This is a genomic window from Streptomyces sp. NPDC026500 (genome assembly GCF_055567635.1).
The window spans coordinates 172573-193995 of sequence record NZ_JBVHQB010000001.1 but is presented as its reverse complement, the minus strand read 5'-3'; the positions used below and the strand labels follow the sequence as shown (position 1 = coordinate 193995).

16 protein-coding genes, 1 tRNA gene and 1 pseudogene are annotated in these 21423 nt (G+C 70.9%); 9 read left to right on the top strand and 9 right to left on the bottom strand.

The genetic code is table 11. The annotated features are described in order from the left end of the window. The first annotated feature begins 16 nt into the window (after positions 1 to 16). The 3 genes and pseudogenes from cydD to ACZ4N5_RS00870 all read left to right on the top strand — a co-directional run bounded on the left by cydD (position 17) and on the right by ACZ4N5_RS00870 (position 6643). The gene (cydD, locus tag ACZ4N5_RS00880; protein ID WP_467755020.1) at positions 17 to 3559 is read left to right on the top strand and encodes a thiol reductant ABC exporter subunit CydD; all 3543 of its coding nucleotides are present in this window, start codon (positions 17 to 19) and stop codon (positions 3557 to 3559) included. A gap of 169 nt (positions 3560 to 3728) precedes the next feature. After that, positions 3729 to 5447, top strand: a pseudogene (locus tag ACZ4N5_RS00875) (GAF domain-containing sensor histidine kinase). A gap of 146 nt (positions 5448 to 5593) precedes the next feature. After that, positions 5594 to 6643: a M23 family metallopeptidase gene (locus tag ACZ4N5_RS00870; protein WP_467755019.1), complete on the top strand. Its 1050-nt coding sequence runs from the start codon at positions 5594 to 5596 to the stop codon at positions 6641 to 6643. A gap of 228 nt (positions 6644 to 6871) precedes the next feature. On the opposite strand, the gene ACZ4N5_RS00865 is transcribed toward ACZ4N5_RS00870, so the two are convergent. The 7 genes from ACZ4N5_RS00865 to ACZ4N5_RS00835 form a co-directional block, all read right to left on the bottom strand. Continuing rightward, positions 6872 to 7759: a Cof-type HAD-IIB family hydrolase gene (locus ACZ4N5_RS00865; RefSeq protein WP_467755018.1), complete on the bottom strand. Its 888-nt coding sequence runs from the start codon at positions 7757 to 7759 to the stop codon at positions 6872 to 6874. 94 nt (positions 7760 to 7853) lie between these two features. Continuing rightward, on the bottom strand, positions 7854 to 8756 hold the full coding sequence (locus ACZ4N5_RS00860; RefSeq protein WP_467755017.1) for an LLM class flavin-dependent oxidoreductase: 903 nt from the start codon (positions 8754 to 8756) through the stop codon (positions 7854 to 7856). Positions 8757 to 8828: 72 nt separating this feature from the next. Further along, the gene (locus ACZ4N5_RS00855; protein ID WP_467755016.1) at positions 8829 to 9377 is read right to left on the bottom strand and encodes an RNA 2'-phosphotransferase; all 549 of its coding nucleotides are present in this window, start codon (positions 9375 to 9377) and stop codon (positions 8829 to 8831) included. A 218-nt stretch (positions 9378 to 9595) separates the two neighbouring features. Further along, positions 9596 to 10540: a MerR family transcriptional regulator gene (locus ACZ4N5_RS00850; protein ID WP_467755015.1), complete on the bottom strand. Its 945-nt coding sequence runs from the start codon at positions 10538 to 10540 to the stop codon at positions 9596 to 9598. A 26-nt stretch (positions 10541 to 10566) separates the two neighbouring features. Then, a complete protein-coding gene (locus tag ACZ4N5_RS00845) occupies positions 10567 to 11472 on the bottom strand; it encodes a metal-dependent hydrolase (RefSeq protein ID WP_467755379.1) in 906 nt (301 codons plus the stop codon). Positions 11473 to 11540: 68 nt separating this feature from the next. After that, positions 11541 to 13310 (bottom strand): SDR family oxidoreductase, encoded by a 1770-nt coding sequence (locus ACZ4N5_RS00840; protein WP_467755014.1) that lies wholly within the window; start codon positions 13308 to 13310, stop codon positions 11541 to 11543. Then, the gene (locus ACZ4N5_RS00835; protein ID WP_467755013.1) at positions 13307 to 14149 is read right to left on the bottom strand and encodes a M24 family metallopeptidase; all 843 of its coding nucleotides are present in this window, start codon (positions 14147 to 14149) and stop codon (positions 13307 to 13309) included. The genes ACZ4N5_RS00840 and ACZ4N5_RS00835 overlap by 4 nt, the downstream gene beginning before the upstream one ends. A gap of 258 nt (positions 14150 to 14407) precedes the next feature. Here ACZ4N5_RS00835 and ACZ4N5_RS00830 point away from each other — a divergent pair, with 258 nt between their 5' ends. The 6 genes from ACZ4N5_RS00830 to ACZ4N5_RS00805 all read left to right on the top strand — a co-directional run bounded on the left by ACZ4N5_RS00830 (position 14408) and on the right by ACZ4N5_RS00805 (position 18724). Next, positions 14408 to 15424 (top strand): ABC transporter ATP-binding protein, encoded by a 1017-nt coding sequence (locus tag ACZ4N5_RS00830; protein ID WP_467755378.1) that lies wholly within the window; start codon positions 14408 to 14410, stop codon positions 15422 to 15424. After that, the gene (locus ACZ4N5_RS00825; protein WP_467755012.1) at positions 15414 to 16319 is read left to right on the top strand and encodes an ABC transporter permease subunit; all 906 of its coding nucleotides are present in this window, start codon (positions 15414 to 15416) and stop codon (positions 16317 to 16319) included. Before ACZ4N5_RS00830 ends, ACZ4N5_RS00825 begins: the two co-directional genes overlap by 11 nt. After that, on the top strand, positions 16316 to 17227 hold the full coding sequence (locus ACZ4N5_RS00820) for an ABC transporter ATP-binding protein (RefSeq protein WP_467755011.1): 912 nt from the start codon (positions 16316 to 16318) through the stop codon (positions 17225 to 17227). The genes ACZ4N5_RS00825 and ACZ4N5_RS00820 overlap by 4 nt, the downstream gene beginning before the upstream one ends. Positions 17228 to 17237: 10 nt before the next feature. After that, on the top strand, positions 17238 to 17957 hold the full coding sequence (locus ACZ4N5_RS00815; protein WP_355848254.1) for an ABC transporter permease: 720 nt from the start codon (positions 17238 to 17240) through the stop codon (positions 17955 to 17957). 131 nt (positions 17958 to 18088) lie between these two features. Continuing rightward, a complete protein-coding gene (locus tag ACZ4N5_RS00810) occupies positions 18089 to 18376 on the top strand; it encodes an SGM_3592 family protein (RefSeq protein ID WP_467755010.1) in 288 nt (95 codons plus the stop codon). A gap of 261 nt (positions 18377 to 18637) precedes the next feature. Then, a tRNA-Ser gene (locus ACZ4N5_RS00805) sits at positions 18638 to 18724 on the top strand. Between the two features lie 202 nt (positions 18725 to 18926). Here the strand turns inward: ACZ4N5_RS00805 and ACZ4N5_RS00800 are convergent. After that, a complete protein-coding gene (locus ACZ4N5_RS00800) occupies positions 18927 to 19781 on the bottom strand; it encodes an HAD family hydrolase (RefSeq protein WP_467755009.1) in 855 nt (284 codons plus the stop codon). Then, positions 19778 to 21055, bottom strand: a complete 1278-nt coding sequence (gene serS, locus ACZ4N5_RS00795; protein WP_467755008.1) for a serine--tRNA ligase — start codon at positions 21053 to 21055, stop codon at positions 19778 to 19780. The genes ACZ4N5_RS00800 and serS overlap by 4 nt, the downstream gene beginning before the upstream one ends. Positions 21056 to 21423 lie beyond the last annotated feature (368 nt).

The window sequence follows — 21423 nt, the reverse complement described above, 5'->3', positions numbered from 1 at the left end:
CTGATGAGCCAGGGGTGTGTTTCACGTGAAACCAATCGATCCGCGTCTGCTTCGGTACGCCCGAGCCACCCGCCTGTTCCTCGTGGCGGTCGTGGGTCTGGGTGTCGTCGGAGCGGCGCTGGTCATCGCCCAGGCGATGCTCATCGCCGAAGTGGTGGTCGGCGCCTTCCAGCGCGGTTCCTCCCTCACCGAACTCCGCACTCCCCTGCTGCTGTTGGCGGCCGTCGCGGTCGGGCGCGGTGTCGTGGCCTGGTTCACCGAGCTCGCCGCGCACCGGGCCAGCGCCGCGGTCAAGTCGGAGTTGAGGGGGCGACTGCTGGAGCGGGCCGCATCGCTCGGGCCCGGGTGGCTCAGCGGTCAGCGGACGGGCTCACTGGTCGCCCTCGCGACGCGGGGAGTCGACGCACTCGACGACTACTTCTCGCGCTATCTGCCGCAGCTGGGGCTCGCGGTGGTGGTGCCGGTGGCCGTGCTGGCACGGATCGTCACCGAGGACTGGGTGTCGGCGGCGATCATCGTCGGCACCCTGCCGCTGATCCCCTTGTTCATGGTGCTGATCGGCTGGGCCACGCGCAGCCAGATGGACCGCCAATGGCGGATGCTGTCCCGGCTGTCCGGACACTTCCTGGACGTCGTCGCGGGACTGCCCACGCTCAAGGTGTTCGGCCGGGCCAAGGCGCAGGCCGAGTCGATCCGGAAGATCACCGGCGAGTACCGGCAGGCGACCATGCGGACGCTCCGGATCGCCTTTCTGTCGTCCTTCGCCCTGGAACTGCTCGCCACCATCTCGGTCGCGCTGGTCGCGGTGACCATCGGAATGCGGCTCGTCCGTGGCGAGATGGACCTGTACGTGGGGCTCGTCATCCTCGTGCTGGCACCCGAGGCCTATCTGCCGCTGCGGCAGGTGGGAGCCCAGTACCACGCCGCCGCCGAGGGGCTCGCGGCCGCCGAGGAGATCTTCGCGGTGCTGGAGACCCCGGCGCCGAGGTCCGGCTCGCTGCACGTGCCCGTGGGGCAGATCGGCTTCGAGGGTGTGACCGTGCGGTACCCGGGGCGCTCCTCGGACGCGGTCTCGGACGTCTCCTTCACGGTCGAACCCGGTGAGACGGTGGCCCTCGTCGGGCCCAGCGGTGTGGGCAAGTCGACGCTGCTGAACGTCCTGCTCGGGTTCGTCGAGCCCACCGCCGGCCGGGTCCGGACCGGGGGAGCCGATCTCGCAGAGGCCGACCTCATGGAGTGGCGCTCGCGGATCGCCTGGGTGCCGCAACGGCCGCACCTGTACGCCGGATCCATCGCTGACAACGTACGACTGGCGCGACCCGACGCGGACGACGTGACACTGCGCAGGGCTCTCGTCGACGCCGGTGCGGCCGGATTCGTCGACGCGCTGCCCGCCGGGTCCGACACGGTCCTCGGTGAGGACGGCGCCGGGCTGTCGGCCGGTCAGCGTCAACGCCTCGCACTTGCCCGGGCGTTCCTCGCGGACCGGCCCGTGCTGCTTCTCGACGAGCCGACAGCCTCGCTCGACGGGGCGACCGAGGCCGAGGTCGTCGCGGCGGTACGGCGGCTCGCCGTGGGGCGGACCGTACTGCTGGTCGTGCACCGACCGGCCTTGCTGGAAGTGGCGGACCGGGTGGTACGCCTGGAAGCCGCTGCGGCCGGCGAGCCGCAGTCGGCGCTCGTGGCCCCCACCGAGGTTCCCGGCTCCGCGGAGCCCGGCCGCACGCAGTCGCCCCGGGGAGTCGAGCCGGAAGGCGCGCCCTCCACGGACGGCGACGGGCGCGCCCCGACGCCCCGGAACCGGGGCGGCGTGCTCGCCCGCGTCCGGGCCATGGCGGCTCCCCGCCGTGGCCCGCTCGCGCTCGCCCTTCTCCTCGGCAGCCTCGCCCTCGGAAGTGCCGTCGGCCTGATGGCGACCTCCGGGTGGCTCATCTCGAGGGCCTCCCAGCAGCCGCCGGTGTTCTATCTGATGGTGGCGGTGACGGCCACCCGGACGTTCGGCATCGGGCGGGCGGTGTTCCGGTACGCGGAACGCCTCGTGTCGCACGACGCCGTGCTGCGGATGCTGGCCGACACGCGGGTCGCCGTCTACCGGCGTCTGGAGCGGCTCGCGCCCGCCGGGCTGCGGACAACCCGGCGCGGCGATCTGCTGTCGAGGCTCGTCGCCGACGTGGACGCCCTGCAGGACTACTGGCTGCGGTGGCTGCTGCCGACCGGAGCCGCGGTCCTGGTGTCCGCCGCCTCCGTCGGGTTCACCGCCTGGCTGCTGCCCGAAGCCGGTGCCGTTCTCGCCGTCGGTCTGCTCGCGGCCGGTGCCGGCGTCCCTCTGGTGACCGGCGCCGTGGCGCGCCGTGCCGAGCGACGGCTGGCTCCCGCACGAGGCGCGCTGGCGACCCGGGTGGCCGATCTGCTCACGGGGACGGCCGAGCTGACCGTCGCGGGCGCGCTGCCCGCCCGAACCGCGGAGACACGGCGGGCCGACGCCGTCCTCACCCGCATCGCCTCGCGGGCCGCCACCGCGACCGCACTCGGCGACGGACTCACGGCACTGGTGTCCGGGCTCACCGTCACGGCCACCGCTCTCGTGGGGGCCCAGGCGGTCGCCGCCGGACGCCTGCACGGTGTGCTGATGGCCGTCGTCGTCCTCACCCCCCTCGCCGCCTTCGAGGCCGTCATGGGACTGCCACTCGCCGTCCAGTATCGGCAGCGGGTGCACAAGAGCGCGGAGCGCGTGTACGAAGTGCTGGACGCCGCCGATCCCGTACGCGAACCCGAACAGCCGCGACCCGCCCCCGCGTCGCCGTTCCCGCTCCGCGTGGAAGGGCTCCGGGCCCGGCACGCGGGACAGGACCGGGACGCGCTGGCCGACCTCGATCTGACCCTCGAAGAGGGCCGCAGGATCGCCGTGGTCGGAACGTCCGGAGCAGGCAAGACGACACTCGCACAGGTGCTGCTGCGGTTCCTGGACACGGAAGAGGGGACGTACACGCTGGGCGGGGCGGACGCGTACGGGATGGACGGGGACGCCGTGCGCCGGCTGGTCGGGCTGTGCGCCCAGGACGCGCATCTCTTCGACAGCACCGTGCGCGAGAACCTGCTGCTCGCCCGCAAGGACGCGACCGAGGCCGCGGTGCGTGACGCGCTCGGGCGGGCCCGGCTCCTCGACTGGGTGGACGGGCTGCCCGATGGGCTCGACACCCTGATCGGTGAGCACGGGGCACGGCTGTCCGGAGGCCAGCGCCAGCGCCTCGCGCTGGCCCGTGCGCTGCTCGCCGACTTCCCCGTACTCGTTCTCGACGAGCCCGCGGAACACCTCGACCTGCCGACGGCCGACGCGCTCACCGCGGATCTGCTGGCCGCGACGGAGGGCCGTACGACACTGCTGATCACGCACCGGCTGGCCGGGCTCGACGCGGTGGACGAGGTGATCGTGCTCGTGCAGGGACGGGTGGCTCAGCGCGGGGCGTTCGCGGAGCTGTCGGCCGTCGAGGGACCGCTGCGGGAGATGGTGGCACGGGAGACCGCGGGAGATCTGCTGGTGGGTGCGGTGGCGGGCTGAGTGCCGGGCGGGCGGAGCGTGAGTGATGGGCCCGGTGGCGCTGAGCGCCGGGCGGGCGCGGGCGGGGTGTTGGCGGGTGGTGGCCCGAAGGCCGGGACGGGGGTCTCGGGTTCCGCCCTCTCCCCTGAGCCGACTTTCTCTCGCAAAAGGGACTAACTAGGCTCAAGGCATGTCAGCAGCGTCGGCTTCCCCCGCTCCGGACGGCAGCACGGGCGCGGCGGCCCCGGCGGTCGGTGGTCTGGGAGGGCTGCCCGACGTGTCGGCCGCACGGGTGTCGCGGTTGCTGGAGGCCGTGCGGTCGGTCGGATCGGGGCTGGAGCTGCATTCCACGCTGGACCGGATCTGCGAGACCGCGGCCGAACTCACGGACGCACGGTACGCGGCCATCGGGGTCGTGGCCGAGAGCGGGGAGGGACTCGCGGACTTCGTCCAGCACGGCGTCGACGAGGGGACTGTCCGACGGATCGGACGGATGCCCGACGGTCATAAGGGGCTGCTGGGGGCGCTCATCCGCGACCCCGATCCGGTGCGCCTCGCGAACCTGACCGACGACCCGCGCTCCTGCGGGTTTCCCGCCGGCCATCCACCGATGCACAGTTTCCTCGGAGTGCCGGTTCGGGTGCAGGGGGAAATCTTCGGGAACCTGTACCTCGCCGAGAAGCGCGGCGGCGGGACCTTCGGCGACGACGACCTCGACATGGTCCGGGTGCTCGCCACGGAGGCGGGTATCGCCGTAGGCAATGCCCGCCTGTACGAGGCGGCGAAGCAGCGTGAGCGCTGGATCGACGGCTCGGTGGCCGTCACCACCGCGCTGCTGGCGGGCGGCGACGCCGAGGAGGCGTTGCAGGTCGTCGCCGAACAGGCCCGCCGGCTCTCCGGTTCCGCGGCCGGGATCGTGCTGCTGCCCGCCGAGGAGGGCGGCCTCGAGGTCGTCGCGGTGGCAGCGGAACACCCTTCGTAGGTGCTCGGCGTGATCGTTCCGCCGGAGAGCGAACTGGTCGCCGAACTCTGCGACGGGAGGCCGGTGTTCTTGGAGGACGCGGCCGTCGATCCGCGTCTGCGCACGGACCTCACCCGCGCCTACGGGCCCGTCATGATGCTTCCCCTGCAGAGCGACGGCCGGGTCCTCGGGGCCCTCGTCACCCCGCGGACGCGCGAGGGACGCCCGTTCACGGAGACCGAGCGGACCCTCGCGGCGCAGTTCGCCTCGCAGGCCGCGCTGGCGCTGATGATGGCCGAGACACAGCGCGACCGGGAACGGCTCGCGGTGTACGAGGACCGCGACCGGATCGCCCGTGATCTGCACGACCTGGTCATCCAGCGGCTGTTCGCCACCGGCATGATGCTGGAGAGCGCACAACGCCGCTCGAACGTGCCCGAGGTGCAGCGGGGCGTCGGCAAGGCGGTCGACGAACTCGACGTCACCATCCAGGAGATCCGCACCGCGATCTTCGCGCTCCGGCAGGGCCCCGCCGAGGTGCCGTCCGGGCTGAGCACCCGCGTCCTGCGCGAGATCAACATGGCCGCCGTCCCCCTCGGTTTCCAGCCCGGACACCGCTTCACCGGACCCGTCGACACGCTGGTCGGCGAACTCACCGGCAAGAACCTCATCGCCGCGCTGCGTGAAGCCCTCTCCAACGCCTTCCGGCACGCGGGGTCCTCCCGTATCGAGGTCTCCGTCGACGCGAACGTCCTCCTGCCGGACGGGCGGCCGGGAGTGCGTCTCGCCGTCGCGGACGACGGCGTCGGCATCCCCGACGGCGGCCGGCGCAGCGGCCTGAAGAACCTCAAACGGCGTGCCGAGTCGCTGGGTGGCGCCAGTTGGTACGGGCCGGGGATCGGCGAGGACGGCGGTGGCACGACGGTGGTGTGGCAGGCACCGCACTGAATTTCCTTGCGCAGGAGACCTGTTCGCGGGCCGCCCCACCGGTGTGGGGCCGTTCGGTGCCGCCGCTGGGCCATTCGTGACGTTCCGTCCCCCAGGTGTACGCCTTGAACAGGCCGGGTCCGAAGGCGCGGGCCACGATCGCTGTCATGCGCCCATCTCGTCGCCATCCCCTTTTCGTACCAGCGCTGTTGTGCGCGCTCGTGGTTCTCGCGGCCCGGCCGGCGGTGGCCGAGGGCGACGGCGACGGCGCGGACCTCGACATCAGTGCACAGGTGGCGCGGCTGTACGAGGACGCCTCCGTGGCTACGGGGCAGTACGAGGCGGGGCGGCAGGACGCCGAGGCGCAGCGTGGCCGGGCGGAGCGGGCTGAGCAGCTCCTCGTGCGGGAGCGGCAGGAGATCGCGGTCCTGCACGAGGATCTGGGCCGGATCGCGAGCGCTCAGTACCGGCAGGGCGGCGGCCTTCCGTACACCGCCCAGATCCTGTTCGCGAAGGACCCCGACGACCTGATGCGCGGTCAGCGTGCCGTGCGGCGGGCCGATCTGGTCGTCGCCAAGGCCGTCGCGAAAAGCCGGCGCGCTGAGGGCCGGCTCGCCGCGGACGAGGCGAAGGCCCAGTCCGAGTGGCAGGCGCTGGAGAAGCGGAAGGGAGAACTCGCCGAGATCAAGCGGACCATCGAGGCGAAGCTCGACGAGGCGCGGTCGGCGTTGCAGAGCCGGGCGGACGCCTCGGTGGCGGCAGGCTCCTGCCGCGGTGCGGTCCGTCTCGACCAGCCACCGGTGGACTCCTCGCGCGCGTGGGTCGCGCCGGTGGAGACGTACGAACTCTCCGCGGGGTTCGGCAGCGGGGGCGAGCACTGGGCGCACCGGCACACCGGGCAGGACTTCGCGGTGCCCATCGGCACCCCGGTGCGGGCGGTCGGGTCGGGCCGGGTGGTGAAGGTGTCCTGTGGCGGTCCCTTCGGCATCGAGATCGTGGTCGAGCACCCCGGCGGTTACTACACGCAGTACGCGCATCTCGCGGCCGTCGCCGTCGATCAGGGGCAACGGGTCTCGACCGGGGAGTGGATCGGTCAGTCGGGCACGAGCGGCAACTCGACGGGGCCGCATCTGCACTTCGAGGTGAGGGTGACGCCGGAGACGGGTTCGGCGATCGACCCGGTGCCGTGGCTGGCGGAGCACGGGGTCGTTGTGTAGGCCCGCCGGCGGAGCACAGCGGCTCCGGTGGGGCGAGCACCGCAACGACCGCCGTATGACCGCCGCACGACCGCCGTGCGACCGGCCCACGCCCGCCGTATGACCACCGCAACGACCGCCGTGCGACCGGCTTGCGGGTCGCCGAAAGACCGTGGCAGGACTGGGAAGCGGCCGCCGTGGGGCCTTCGGCACGTTCGCCGGAGGCCCCGCGGTCGTGCTGTCGCGTGGTTACGAGCGGTCTGCCAGGATCTGCTCGATCACGACCGCCACCCCGTCCTCGTTGTTCGCGACCGTGCGCCCGGAGGCGGCGGCGATCACGGCGGGGTGGGCGTTGCCCATGGCGTACGACCGGCCCGCCCAGGTGAGCATCTCGACGTCGTTCGGCATGTCACCGAAGGCGACGACCTCCTCGGGGGAGATACCGCGCTCGGCGCAGCACAGCGCGAGGGTGCTGGCCTTGGAAATGCCGGGGCCGCTGATCTCCAGAAGGGCACTGGGGCTCGACCGGGTCACGTTGGCCCGGTCGCCGATGGCTGGGCGGGCGACGTTGAGGAAGTCGTCCGGGTCCATGTCCGGGTGGTATGCGAGCACCTTCAGTACCGGCTGATCGGCGTCCAGAGCATCCTCGGCGAGGAGCTTCTCGGCGGGCAGGACGATCTCCGGGGGCTCCATGTGCATGAGCGGGTAACCCGGTTCGAGATGGAGGCCGTACGTCCGCTCGACGGCACACACCGTGCCGGAGGCGGCGGAACGCAGCACCTGGATGACGTCCAGGGCGATGTCGGGCGTCAGTTCGCGGATCTTGACGAAGCGGTGGGCGCCGGGGCCGCCGTGCAGGTCGACCACGGCGGCGCCGTTGCCGCAGATGGCCAGGCCGTGCCCGTGGACGTGGTCGCTGACGACGTCCATCCAGCGGGCCGGGCGGCCGGTGACGAAGAAGACCTCGATACCGGCCTGTTCGGCGGCGGCGAGGGCGGCGATCGTGCGGTCGGACACCGATTTGTCGTCGCGCAACAAGGTGCCGTCGAGGTCCGTGGCGATCAGCCGGGGCGGGACGGTGGAGGCCGGAGTCTCGGGCCGGCGAGTCGCTGAGGTCACGTGCTCATTCTCCCGCATATATGCGCACGACCGTGCGGCGGTCCGCACACTTGAGTGGTTGCCGTCGCCGATGTCGTTGCACCCTGTCCAACCAGGGGCGCCGCGACGGGTGTCAGGACAGCTGGGCCACGGCCTCCATGGCGATCCGCTCGAAGATCTTCTCGTCGGCGGCGAAGTCCGAGTCGGGGATCGGCCAGTGGATCACGATGTCGGTGAAGCCCAGTTCGGCGTGCCGGCCCGCGAAGTCGACGAACGCGTCGAGGGACTCCAGCGGGCGGCTCCGGTCGGGAGTGAAGCCGGTGAGCAGGACCTTGTCGAGCTCCGCCACGTCCCTGCCGATCTCGGCGCAGGCGTCGGCCAGCCTGGCGACCTGCCCGCGAATGGCTTGAACGGACTGCTCCGGGGTGCCCGACTCGTACAGCTTCGGGTCGCCGGTCGTCACCCAGGCCTGTCCATGACGGGCGGCGAGCTTCAGCCCGCGCGGACCGGTGGCGGCCACCGCGAACGGCAGCCGGGGACGCTGGACGCAGCCCGGGATGTTGCGCGCCTCGTGCGCCGAGTAGAAATTGCCGCCGTAGGAGACGGAGTCCTCGGTGAGGAGCCGGTCGAGCAGCGGGACGAACTCACCGAAGCGGTCGGCGCGCTCACGCGGGGTCCACGGGTCCTGACCGAGAGCGGTGGCGTCGAAACCGGTGCCGCCCGCGCCGATGCCCAGTGTGACCCGGCCGTTCGAGATGTCGTCGAGGGAGATCAGGTCCTTGGCGAGAGTGACCGGGTGCCGGAAGTTCGGCGAGGTCACGAGCGTGCCGAGGCGCAGCCGGTCGGTGACGGCGGCCGCAGCGGTCAGTGTCGGCACGGCCCCGAACCACGGGCCGTCGCGGAAGGTCCGCCAGGAGAGATGGTCGTAGGTGAACGCGGTGTGGAAGCCGAGCTGCTCCGCACGCTGCCACGCGGAACGCCCGCCCTCGTGCCAGCGGACGTACGGCAGGATCACGGTGCTCAGACGCAGACTCATGCGTCGAGCGTAAACGGAGCCGGGGTGTGGCCGCCTCAGGGCAGTCCCCGGACCGGTGTCCGGCGCCCGGGATCAGTGCGGACCGGGAAACCGCAGGTAGCCCGGCGGTACGGCCTCCGCCAGCCAGACGCCGTTGGCGCTGACCCGGAAGACATGGCCGTCGCGGTGCATGGCGGCGGCGTCCACGGAGAGCACGACCGGGCGGCCGCGGCGGGCGCCGACGCGGGTGGCTGTCTCCCGGTCCGCAGAGAGGTGCACGTCGTGCCGGTTCATGGGCTTCAGGCCCTCGGCGCGGATCGGGTCCAGGTTGCGGGCCACGGTCCCGTGGTAGAGGTACGCCGGCGGGGTCGCCGGGGGCAGCCCGAGGTCGACCTCGACGGAGTGGCCCTGGCTGGCCCGGATCCGGGAGCCCTCGACGGCGAAGCGCCGCTTGTCGTTGTTGGCCACCACATGATCGAGCTCGTCGCGGGTGAACCGGAAGCCGTGGGCGGCCGCCGCGGAGATCAGTGTGTCGATCTCGACCCAGCCGCCCTCGCCGAGCGTGAGTCCGATCCGCTCGGGCTGATGCCGCAGATGCTTCGAGAGGTACTTCGACACCTTCACGGTGCGCTTTTCATCCATCCGTTCATCCGCCTGTCCTTCCGTCCGATCATCCGTCCGCTCATGCGTCTGGTCGCGCGTCCGGTCGCGCGTCCGGTCATCCGTCTGTTCCTTCATCCTCCCAGCGTGCCTGGCGAGAGACGGATCACGCATTTGATTTTGGATCGGAGGTTTGATCCACAGCCAAGTCCTGTTATCCACAGGCGATTTGACGAATCTGTGGACAACGCAAGCTCCCTTTAGGGTATTTCGTCAACAATGTTGCCATGGGAGGTGTTTGTGGACAGCCGGTCCAACGTGCGTGTCTGCAGCTCCCGTTCGGCGGCCGCTGTGACGAACGCCGCCGCGTGCTCGGCGCCAACCAGACGCTCCACGGCCCGCATTGTCCCGGCGGCGACCTCCACCGTACGAGCGCCTTCCCGCTCCTCCGGGAAGTGTCCCGTCGCGAGGTGCCGACTCAGATGGCGGGTGGCGAAGAGCCGCATGGCGCGGGCCAGTTCGGCATCCACCGTCTGCTGCGCGAGCGGTCGAAGCCGCCGGACGAGCGAGGCCGCCTCGGCCGCTTCCGCGTCGCTCGGCGGGTGCTCCCCGAGATAGCGCGCGAAGACATGCTCCGTGGTGAACTCCAGGAAACGGGAGGCGATGTGCTCGACCTGCCCTCTCAACTCCCGCAGATGGCAGGAGATAGCGGACAGGGGAACGCCCGCCGTGTACAACTCGACCGCTGCGGACAGCTCTTGAGGGCTCGGAACGAGGAAGGCGTCCTCATCGCCCGGAACGGGCTCCAGTACGCCGAGCTCCACGGCGTCCGCCACCGCCGCATCGTCGGGACGACCGCCGAACCGCTCCTCCAGCTCGGCCCGGGAGATCCGGGCGGCCTCCTCGTCGGTCCACGGCCCGTCGACCTCCGCGACCAGACCGAGTATTCCGCCGAGCCCCCGGCCCGCGTCCCAGGCCTCCAGGAGCTCCTTGATCGAGGCCAGCGTGTAACCGCGGTCCAGAAGGTCGGCGATCTGCCGCAGGCGCGCCAGATGGGCGTCCGCGTACACATTGGCGCGACCGCGCCGCTCGGGGCGGGGCAGCAGCCCGCGGTCCTGATAGGCGCGGATCGTCCGGACCGTGGCGCCGCTGCGGTGTGCCAGGTCCTCGATGCGGTACGCGACACCGCCCGACTCGTCGCTCATCTCTCCCGCCCTCCCGCCCCTGGGCCCTAAGAAGCCGCCGCCCGCCCGATCGCCCCCACCGCCGACCGCGCCGCGGGCGACTGCGCCAGGTACTCGACGGCCCTGAGCAAAGAGCCCTCCTTCGACGGATGGTACGACCGCCGCAGATAGCGCGGTATGGCCGCGCCGAGCTCCTTCCAGCTGGGCAACAGCCCCTTGCGGACAGCCTTGTTGTGGGCGGCCGGCGAGTAGCGCAGACGGCCGGCGAGTTGGGGGTCGTGGCGGATCAGATAGGCGGTGCCCCACACCCACATGTAGAGCATCATCGGCGCGGTGACGGCCATGCCCGCCACCCGCCGGGCGTACCGGGGTCCGCCCTCGCCGCCGCAGTGCTGGTACAGGTCGAAGGCCACCGAGCGGTGCTCGACCTCCTCCGCGCCGTGCCAGCGGAGCAGGTCGAGCATGACCTCGTCGGCGTCGGCGAGGTCCAGGCCCTCGGCCGTCAGCACCCAGTCGCCCAGCACCGCCGTGAACTGCTCGATCGCCGCGACGACCGACAGCCGGAAGCGCAGCCACTCCCGGGCAGGGACTGGCACCCCCCGGGGCGGTTCTTCGCCGAGCAGCTTCTCGAAGAGGAAGTCGACGTGCCGGGTGAAGCCGGAAGTGTCGAGCCGCTGGGCGGCGAGGTGGTCGAGGACGTACGCGTGCTGCACGCTGTGCGTGGCCTCCTGGCCCATGAACCCCTTGACGTCCTTGCGGAGTTCGGGGTCGCGGACCAGCGGCAGAGCCTCCTTGAGGACCCTCACGAACCACCGCTCCCCGGCCGGGAGCAGCAGATGCAGCACATTGATGACATGGGTGGCGGTGGGCTCCTCCGGGATCCAGTGCAGCGGGGTGTCCTCCCAGTCGAAGGACACCCGCCTCGGGACGATCGCGTGGCGGCCCTCGCTCACGGAGCCGTCGGCCCGGCCCCCGTCCGACGGTCCGGCCGGGCTGTTCGCGGCGTCGCTGGGTCGTTCGCTCACAGGGGTGGCTCCATTCGTGCGATCGCGCGCAGCGTCCTGGGCGCGAAACGGTGCATGAGGTGGGCGCCGCGCGCCTCCGGGGTGACGGGTACGACCGCCTCGTTGCGTACGACCGCGCGAAGGATCGCGTCGGCGACCTTCTCCGGCGGGTAGTTGCGCAGCCCGTACAGCCGTGCCGACTTCTTCTGGCGCCGTTTCTCCTCGACCGCGTCGACCCCGGCGAAGCGCGCGGTCGAGGTGGTGTTGGTGTTGACGAAGCCGGGGCAGATCGCCGAGACGCCGATGTCCTGCCCGGCCAGCTCGGCGCGCAGACACTCGCTGAGCATCAGGACGGCCGCCTTGGAGGTGCTGTAGGCGGGCAGCGCCTTCGAGGGCTGGTACGCCGCCGCCGACGCGGTGTTGACGATGTGGCCGCCCTGCCCGCGCTCGGCCATCTGCTTCCCGAAGAGCCGGCAGCCGTGGATCACGCCCCACAGATTGACGTCGAGGACCTTCCTCCAGTCCTCCGGGGTGGTGTCGAAGAAGGAGCCGGAGAGTCCGATACCGGCGTTGTTCACCAGCACGTCCACAACGCCGTATTCGGTGGCGACCTTCTCGGCGAGCTTCTCCATGGCCTGCTCGTCGGAGACGTCGACCGTCTCGGCCCAGGCCGCGGGTGAGCCGATCAGCCGGGACATCTCCGCCGTGCGGGTGGCCGCCTCGGCGTCCCGGTCGACGGCCACCACGCGCGCGCCGGCCTCGGCGAACGCGAACGCGGTGGCCCGCCCGATGCCGCTGCCGGCGCCGGTGATCAGCACCAGCCGGCCGCCGAACCGGTCGGCGTACTTGCCGGTGGCGACCGGCTCGGGCGCGGGCATTCCGGCCTCGCGGCCCTCGTTGGCCGTCACGAACTCGGATATCCAGGCGGCCAGTTGGTCGGGGCGGGTCCGCGGGACCCAGTGCTTGGCCGGGAGCGTGCGGCGCACCAGCCGCGGGGCCCACGTCTCCAGTTCGTCGTAGAGCCGCTCGGAGAGGAAGGCGTCCCCCAGGGGCGTGACGAGCTGCACGGGCGCGTGCGCGTACGCGTCCTCGCGGGGGCGGCCCAGCCGGGACCGTACGTTGTCGCGGTACAGCCACGCCCCGTGCGCCGCGTCGGAGGGCAGCGACGGGGTCGGGTACTCGCCCGCGGGCACCTTCTCGATCCGCTGGAGGATCTTCGGCCACCGCTTGCCCAGGGGGCCGCGCCAGGCCAACTCGGGCAGCACCGGCGTGTGCAGCATGTACACGTACCAGGACTTGGCGCCCTGGCCGAGGAGCTGGCCGATCCTTCGCGGGGTGGGCCGCCTCATCCGCCGCTTGATCCAGTGGCCGAAGTGGTCGAGGGACGGACCGGACATCGAGGTGAAGGACGCGATCCGGCCCTCGGTGCGCGCGACCGTGACGAACTCCCAGGACTGCACCGAACCCCAGTCGTGGCCCACCAGATGCACCGGCTCGTCGGGACTGACCGCGTCGATGACCGCCAGGAAGTCGTCGGTCAGCTTCTCCAGCGTGAAGCCGCCGCGCAGGGGCTGCGGCGCCGTCGAACGGCCGTGTCCCCGCACGTCGTACAGCACGACATGGAAACGGTCGGCGAGCCGTGCGGCGACCTCGGACCACACCTCCTTGGAGTCCGGATAGCCGTGCACGAGCACCACGGTCGGCTGCATGGCGTCGCCCAACTCGGCGACGCACAGCTCGATTCCGCCCGTACGCACCCAGCGCTCGCGCGCGCCCACGAGACTCACTTGTCCTCCGCCCAGCGCCGCACGTGCGGCAGATCGTCGTCGAGCCAGAACGCGCTCTGCTCGGGGTCCTTGGAGTCGGTGACGACCAGGATCTCCTCGAACTTCGCGCCCGTACCCCGGAAACCGAGGTGCGGTTCGACCGCCCACAGCCCCGGGCGGGGCGGGTGGTCGGAGAATGTGTACGGCGACCACAGGGGGGACCAGCCTTCCCGGTGCCCGTGCAGCGCGTCGCTCGCCAGCCCCCTCAGGGACTGGGTGCCGAACCCGAACAGGCGCGGTGACCACGGCCGCTCCCGCACCCGGTCCACCTTGTGCGCGATCACGCCGAACGGATACGCGCGGTGCCGGTTGGCACAGCCCTGGCGGGTCATGAGCCGGTCGACGTCCTCGTAGATCTCACGCAGGGGCCGCCGCTCGCGCACCTCGCGCAGGATCAGCTCGCGGTGCGCCTCCAGATCGGCGAGCAGCCTGTCCTGCACGGGGTTCGGCCCGAGCGAGCCCGAATAACCGATGTCCGCCGTGAAGCCCTTGTGCACCGGGGCCATGTCGAGGATGAAGGGCATCCCCGGCTCCAGCCGGCGGTCGGTGGGGAAGAACTGCAGCGGGATCCGGAAGCCGACGAAGGCCGTTCGGTCGCCGAACCAGGCGAACGGCAGATGGAACCAGTCCCGCACCCCGCGTTCACGCAGCCACACCCGCTGCATGCGCGCCGCCTCACGCTCGGTGACGCCGGGCTTCAGCTGCGCCGCGACCGCTTCCGCGCACTCGTATGCGAGGCGCTGGACCTCTCTGAACCCCCGCAGTTCCGCTGCGAGTTCGCCTGCCACTGCCGTCGTCATGCCACCGTCCCACCCTGTCCGCACCGACTGCGGTACGTGCCCGTAACGTGACACTGGCGAATGTGACAGTTGTTAGAGTCTGCGTCAATAGGCCCGTGGGCAGCCTGTGGACAACCGGTCGGTTGTGGATGAGCGGCTCCCGGCGACCCCGTACCTGAGGGTGACCCCTACGGGCCCGTACGACTGGAGGCTGACGCGGATCCACCTCCGTGGGCTGACGACCGCTGTGGTGTGCGCCACTACCTTCGAACCGTGACTGTGATCGCGACCGAAAGCCTGAGCAAGCGGTACCCCCGGGTGACCGCGCTTGACCGGCTCTCCGTGGACGTCGGGCCCGGTGTGACCGGACTCGTCGGAGCCAATGGAGCCGGCAAGTCCACACTGATCAAGATCCTGCTGGGTCTGTCCCCCGCCACCGAGGGCCGCGCACGCGTGCTCGGCCTCGACGTCGCCACCGAAGGCGGCGCCATCCGCGAGCGGGTCGGGTACATGCCCGAGCACGACTGCCTGCCGCCCGACGTCTCGGCCACCGAGTTCGTCGTCCACATGGCGCGGATGTCCGGGCTGCCGCCGGCCGCGGCCCGCGAGCGCACCGCGGACACCCTGCGCCATGTCGGCCTGTACGAGGAGCGCTACCGCCCCATCGGCGGCTACTCGACGGGCATGAAGCAGCGCGTCAAACTCGCGCAGGCCCTCGTCCACGACCCCCAGCTGGTCTTCCTGGACGAACCGACCAACGGCCTGGACCCGGTCGGCCGCGACGACATGCTCGGACTGATCCGCCGCATCCACACGGACTTCGGCATCTCGGTCCTGGTCACCTCGCACCTCCTGGGCGAACTGGAACGCACCTGCGACCACGTTGTCGTCGTCGACGGCGGCAAGCTGCTGCGCTCCAGCTCCACCACGGACTTCACCAAGACCACCACGACCCTCGCCATCGAGGTCACCGACACCGACGAGCACCCGGACGGCACGAGCGCGGTGCGCGAGGTGCTCCGCGCGCGCGGCATCGAGACCCACGACGGCAGCGGGCTGCCGGGCGCCGGACACATCCTGCTGCTGACCACCGAGAGCGAGGACACCTACGACCTCGTCCGCGACGTGGTCGCCGACCTCGGTCTGGGGCTGGTCCGCATGGAGCAGCGCAGGCACCACATCGCCGAGGTCTTCGCCGACAGCGACGAACAGCGGGCGAAGCACGAGCGAGCGGCGAGCGGCGATCCGCGGACCGGCGACGACCAGCGGAAGGAGGCGGTCGGCCATGGCAGTTGAGCACCCCCTCACCCAGCCGGGTGAGCAGACCCGTATCCACAACATCGGCTACCGCAACTACGACGGCCCGCGCCTCGGCCGCGCCTACGCCCGCCGCTCCCTCTACTCGCAGTCCCTGCGCGGGGCCTACGGACTGGGCCGCTCGGTCAAGTCCAAGGTCCTGCCGATGCTGCTCTTCGTGGTGATGTGCGTCCCCGCGCTGATCATGGTCGCCGTCGCGGTCGCCACCAAGGCGAAGGACCTGCCGGTCGACTACACGCGCTACGCGGTGATCATGCAGGCGGTCATCGGCCTGTACGTCGCCTCGCAGGGCCCCCAGGCGGTCTCCCGCGACCTGCGCTTCAAGACCGTGCCGCTGTACTTCTCGCGCCCCATAGAGACCGGCGACTACGTGCGCGCCAAGTACGCGGCGCTGGCTTCGGCTCTGTTCATCCTCACGGCCGCCCCGCTGATCGTGCTCTACGTGGGGGCGCTGCTGGCCAAGCTCGACTTCTCCGACCAGAGCAAGGGCTTCGGTCAGGGACTGCTCTCCGTGGCACTGCTGTCGCTCCTCTTCGCCGGCATCGGCCTGGTCATCTCGGCGGTCACCCCGCGCCGCGGCTTCGGCATCGCGGCCGTCATCGCCGCCCTGACCATCTCCTACGGAGCGGTCTCCACCGTCCAGGCCATCGCCTTCGAGCGGTCCAGCGGCGGAGCCGTCCCGTGGCTCGGGCTCTTCTCGCCGATCACGCTCATCGACGGAGTGCAGACGGCCTTCCTCGGCGCCTCCTCCGCGTTCCCCGGCGAGGTGGGCCCCTCGTCCGGACAGGGCGTCGTCTATCTCATCGTCGTCCTGGGTCTCATCGCGGGCTGCTACGGCCTCCTGATGCGCCGCTACCGAAAGGTCGGGCTGTGACCACGCTCAACATCGACCATGTCTCGCGCTGGTTCGGCAACGTGGTGGCGGTCAACGACATCACGATGACGATCGGTCCCGGGGTCACCGGTCTGCTCGGCCCGAACGGCGCCGGCAAGTCCACCCTCATCAACATGATGGGCGGCTTCCTCGCCCCCTCGACGGGCACCGTCACGCTCGACGGCCGGCCGACCTGGCGCAACGAGGACATCTACCGGCACATCGGCATCGTCCCCGAGCGCGAGGCGATGTACGACTTCCTCACCGGGCGCGAATTCGTCGTGGCCAACGCCGAGTTGCACGGCCTCGGCGCGAAGGCCGCCCACCGGGCCCTCGCCACGGTCGAGATGGAGTACGCGCAGGACCGCAAGATCTCCACGTACTCCAAGGGCATGCGGCAGCGCGTGAAGATGGCGTCCGCGCTGGTCCACGACCCGTCGCTGCTGCTGCTCGACGAGCCGTTCAACGGCATGGACCCGCGCCAGCGCATGCAGCTCATGGACCTGCTGCGCCGCATGGGCGACGAGGGCCGCACGGTGCTGTTCTCGTCCCACATCCTCGAAGAGGTGGAGCAACTCGCCGCCCACATCGAGGTGATCGTCGCCGGTCGGCATGCGGCGAGCGGTGACTTCCGGCGCATCCGCCGGCTGATGACCGACCGCCCGCACCGCTACCTGGTCCGCTCCAGCGACGACCGGACGCTGGCCGCCGCACTGATCGCCGACCCGTCGACGTCCGGCATCGAAGTCGACCTCGCCGAGGGCGCGTTGCGCATCCAGGCCGTCGACTTCGGCCGGTTCACCGCACTGCTGCCGAAGGTCGCGCGTGAGCACGGCGTCCGGCTGCTGACGGTGTCGCCGTCCGACGAGTCGCTGGAATCCGTCTTCTCGTATCTTGTCGCGGCGTAGGAGGCCGAAGATGTACGACCCCACAGTCGCCCGGCTCACCTATCGGGGCCTGCTCGGCCGCCGACGGGCACTCATCCTCGGCGTCCTGCCCGTCCTGCTCATCGTGCTCTCCCTGGCCGTCCGGAGCTTCTCCGGAGCCGACGACCAGGTGGCCTCGGACCTGCTCGGCGGGTTCGCGCTCGCCACCATGGTGCCGATCATCGGTGTCATCGCCGGTACGGGAGCGATCGGGCCCGAGATCGACGACGGCTCGGTGGTGTATCTGCTGGCCAAGCCCCTGAAGCGGCCCACGATCATCTTCACCAAGCTGATCGTCGCGATCGCCGTCACCATGGCCTTCTCGGCGGTGCCGACCTTCATCGCGGGCATGATCCTGAACGGCAACGGCCAGCAGATCGCCGTCGCCTACACCGTGGCCTCCCTGGTCGCCTCGATCGCCTACGCCGCGATGTTCCTGCTCCTCGGGACCGTGACCCGGCACGCGGTGGTCTTCGGGCTCGTCTACGCGCTCGTCTGGGAGGCCCTGTTCGGGTCCCTGGTGTCCGGCGCCCGCACGCTCAGCGTCCAGCAGTGGGCGCTCGCGGTGGGCCACAAGGTGACCGGCGGAGACCTCGTCACCTCGGACGTGAGCCTGCCGACCGCGACGGTCCTGTTGGTCGTGGTCACCGTCCTCGCCACCTGGTACGCGGGGCAGCGACTGCGGTCGCTGACGCTGGCCGGCGAGGAGTGAGGGAGGGCTCCCCGCGCGTGTGCCGGCTGGTGGTCGGCACACGCGCGGGGAGCCCCTTTTTTCTTGACAGCGGCTTCATCTCTGTCCGAGCACACTGGGCGGACGGGGACGCACGGCCGGGAGGAACGGGGATGGCAACCGAGGAACCACGGGGTGACGGCCGCGAACAGGCCGGGAACGGGCCGGGACACAGGTCCGGGGACGGGCTCGGGGACACGGCCGGGGAGCCGTGGGACGACCTCGTGCTCGACGAGAACTTCGTACGGTCCGCGGAGACGACCGAGCCGTCTGCCCGCGCGCGCATGCTCGCAGCCCGTTGGCGCCGAGGAGGCCCCGATCCGCAGCCCTGGCGCTCGGACGAGCCGCCCGCGGGCTGGTTCTTCAGCAAGGGGCGTCGGCGCAGATGGCGCCGCAAGTGAGGCCCCGCGGGGGCGGCCTTTAATCAGTGGCGCCCAAGTCGGCGTACAGGCACAGTAGTTGTGTCCACGCCGCCGGATCGAGCCGGCGCCACATTCTGGGAGAGGAGCGCGACGGTGTTCATCAGGAGCAGTTCGTCGAGCTCCCGGCAGGGCAGCCCGCGGCGGGTTGCGGAGTAGTTACCCCTCCGTCGAACCCGCTCCGCAGGGGGAGTTGCCCGGGGCGGCCGCTTCGAGCGCGCATCACGCGCGGGCCGCCCACCCGGAGGATTGGCCGAGTGGAAAGGCACCGGCTTGCTAAGCCGTGGTCGGGGGTGAAACCCCGCGCGCGTTCGATCCGCGCATCCTCCGCAAGACGTTCTCACACGACCGCAGACCGCAGACCGCCGGCGGCCGACCGCCGACCAGCCGGTCCGCTGGACAGGCCCGCTGGACCAGGCCCGTCGGACCAGGCCGGCCGGAACAGCCGATCTGCAGCGCCTGAGGGGCCCGCCGACAGCGAGATGGCGGCGACAGGCGCCCAGGGCTCAATCCGGGCTGATCAGGGCTATGGCTACGGCTGCGTCAGCAACCGCTCCAGTACCAACGCGATCCCGTCCTCCTCGTTCGAGGACGTCACCTCGTCCGCGATCGTCTTGAGGTCGTCGTGGGCGTTGGCCATGGCCACCCCGTGCTTCGCCCAGGCGAACATCGGGAGGTCGTTCGGCATGTCGCCGAAGGCGATCGTGTCGGCGGCCCTGACGCCGAGGCGCCGGGCCGCCAGGGACAGCCCTGTCGCCTTGGAGAGGCCGAGGGGGAGGAGTTCCACGATCCCCGCGCCCGCCATCGTGACGCCGACGAGTCCGCCCGCGACCTCCATGGCCACGGCCGCGAGCTCGTCGTCGGAGAGCGTCGGGTGCTGGACGTACACCTTGTTCAGAGGGGTCGACCAGAGGTCCGTCGCGTCCTTGATCGGGACGACCGGGAGCGCGCCGTCCAGCCTGCGGTAGCCGGGGCCGACCAGCACCTCGCCCTCGAGCCCGTCGCGGCTCGCGGCCAGCAGCAGCGGGCCGACCTCCGCCTCGATCTTGGCGAGGGCGAGACCGGCCAGCTGCCGGTCCAGCGTCACCGAGGTGAGCAGCCGGTGCTCCCTCGCGTCGTAGACCTGTGCGCCCTGACCGCAGACGGCGAGACCCTGGTAACCGAGGTCGTCGAGGATGTGCCGCGTCCAGGGCACTGCGCGCCCGGTGACGACGATGTGGGCCGCGCCCGCCTCGGTCACCGCGGCGAGCGCGTCACGTGTACGCGCCGAGACCGTCTCGTCGGAACGCAGCAGCGTCCCGTCGAGATCGGTCGCGACGAGCTTGTACGGGAACGCCCCGGGCCCCGTGGCCCCGGACGGTCCCGTCGACCCGGTGCTGCTGGTCACTTGGAGATCGGCTCCAGAACCTCACGGCCGCCCAGGTAGGGCCGCAGCACCTCGGGAACCCGTACGGAACCGTCGGCGAGCTGGTGGTTCTCCAGGATCGCGACGATGGTGCGCGGCACGGCGCACAGCGTGCCGTTCAGTGTGGCGAGCGGCTGGACCTTCTTGCCGTCGCGCATACGGACGGACAGTCGGCGGGCCTGGAAGCCGTCGCAGTTGGAGGCCGAGGTCAGCTCGCGGTACTTGCCCTGGGTCGGGATCCACGCCTCGCAGTCGAACTTGCGGGAGGCCGAGGCACCCAGGTCGCCGCTCGCCACGTCGATCACCTGGAAGGGCAGTTCGAGGCCGGTCAGCCACTGCTTCTCCCAGTCGAGGAGTCGCTTGTGCTCGTTCTCGGCGTCCGCGGGGTCGACGTACGAGAACATCTCGACCTTGTCGAACTGGTGTACGCGGAAGATGCCGCGGGTGTCCTTGCCGTAGGTGCCGGCCTCGCGGCGGAAGCACGGCGAGAAACCGGCGTAGCGCATCGGCAGCTTGTCGGCGTCGAGGATCTCGTCCATGTGGTACGCCGCGAGGGGGACCTCGGAGGTGCCGACCAGGTAGTAGTCGTCCTTCTCCAGGTGGTACACGTTCTCCGCGGCCTGGCCGAGGAAGCCGGTGCCCTCCATGGCGCGCGGGCGGACCAGCGCCGGGGTCAGCATCGGCGTGAAGCCGGCCTCGGTGGCCTGCGCGATCGCCGCGTTGACGAGGGCGAGCTCCAGGAGCGCGCCGACGCCGGTCAGGTAGTAGAAGCGCGAGCCGGACACCTTGGCGCCGCGCTCGACGTCGATGGCGCCCAGCGCCTCGCCGAGTTCCAGGTGGTCCTTGGGCGCGAAGCCCTCCGCGTCGAAGTCGCGGATGGTGCCGTGCGTCTCCAGGACGACGAAGTCCTCCTCGCCGCCGACCGGGACGTCCGGGTGCACCAGGTTGCCGAGCTGCAGAAGGAGCCGCTTGGTCTCCTCGTTTGCCTCATTCTGCTCGGCCTCGGCGGCCTTGACGTCGGTCTTGAGCTGCTCGGCCTTCTTCAGCAGCTCGGCGCGCTCGTCCGGGGAGGCCTTGGGGATCAGCTTGCCGAGCGACCTCTGCTCGGAACGCAGCTCGTCGAAGCGGACGCCGGACGACCTGCGCCGTTCGTCGGCGGAGAGGAGGGAGTCGACGAGCGCGACATCCTCTCCACGGGCGCGCTGGGAGGCGCGAACACGGTCGGGGTCCTCACGGAGCAGGCGAAGGTCAATCACCCCTCAAGGCTACCGGTGCGGGCTTCCGGCCAACGACCCGATATTCCAGAGCGTGAGGGCTGTCACGGTATGAGTGAAATGCCGGACTGAATCCCTTGATCACCGAACGACGTCAATGAAAAGGGTCCTACTCCCTGAAACGGGGCAGACGGATCTTCACCGGTTGACTGGATTTCCTTGCGGGGAACGGGACTTGCGAGCCGGGTTGTCCACAGGGATCGACCCCCTCGGACAGTTATCCACAGGCTGTGTGGAAGATCTGTGGATGTCGGAATTGATCATTCCGAGTAGCCTTCGGCGGCTGAGGAATTCCCGGTTCGAACCCTCCGTACGCCCACTTTCGGGTGTAAATGATTCCCTCTATAGGG

Excerpts from the sequence above, each read along its gene's own strand:
- ACZ4N5_RS00870 (WP_467755019.1), top strand. The coding sequence starts at position 5,594 with ATGCGCCCATCTCGTCGCCATCCCCTTTTCGTACCAGCGCTGTTGTGC.
- ACZ4N5_RS00860 (WP_467755017.1), bottom strand. The coding sequence starts at position 8,756 with ATGAGTCTGCGTCTGAGCACCGTGATCCTGCCGTACGTCCGCTGGCAC.
- ACZ4N5_RS00815 (WP_355848254.1), top strand. The coding sequence starts at position 17,238 with ATGTACGACCCCACAGTCGCCCGGCTCACCTATCGGGGCCTGCTCGGC.
- ACZ4N5_RS00850 (WP_467755015.1), bottom strand. The coding sequence starts at position 10,540 with ATGAGCGACGAGTCGGGCGGTGTCGCGTACCGCATCGAGGACCTGGCA.
- ACZ4N5_RS00810 (WP_467755010.1), top strand. The coding sequence starts at position 18,089 with ATGGCAACCGAGGAACCACGGGGTGACGGCCGCGAACAGGCCGGGAAC.
- ACZ4N5_RS00855 (WP_467755016.1), bottom strand. The coding sequence starts at position 9,377 with ATGGATGAAAAGCGCACCGTGAAGGTGTCGAAGTACCTCTCGAAGCAT.
- ACZ4N5_RS00865 (WP_467755018.1), bottom strand. The coding sequence starts at position 7,759 with ATGCGGGAGAATGAGCACGTGACCTCAGCGACTCGCCGGCCCGAGACT.
- ACZ4N5_RS00835 (WP_467755013.1), bottom strand. The coding sequence starts at position 14,149 with ATGACGACGGCAGTGGCAGGCGAACTCGCAGCGGAACTGCGGGGGTTC.
- ACZ4N5_RS00825 (WP_467755012.1), top strand. The coding sequence starts at position 15,414 with ATGGCAGTTGAGCACCCCCTCACCCAGCCGGGTGAGCAGACCCGTATC.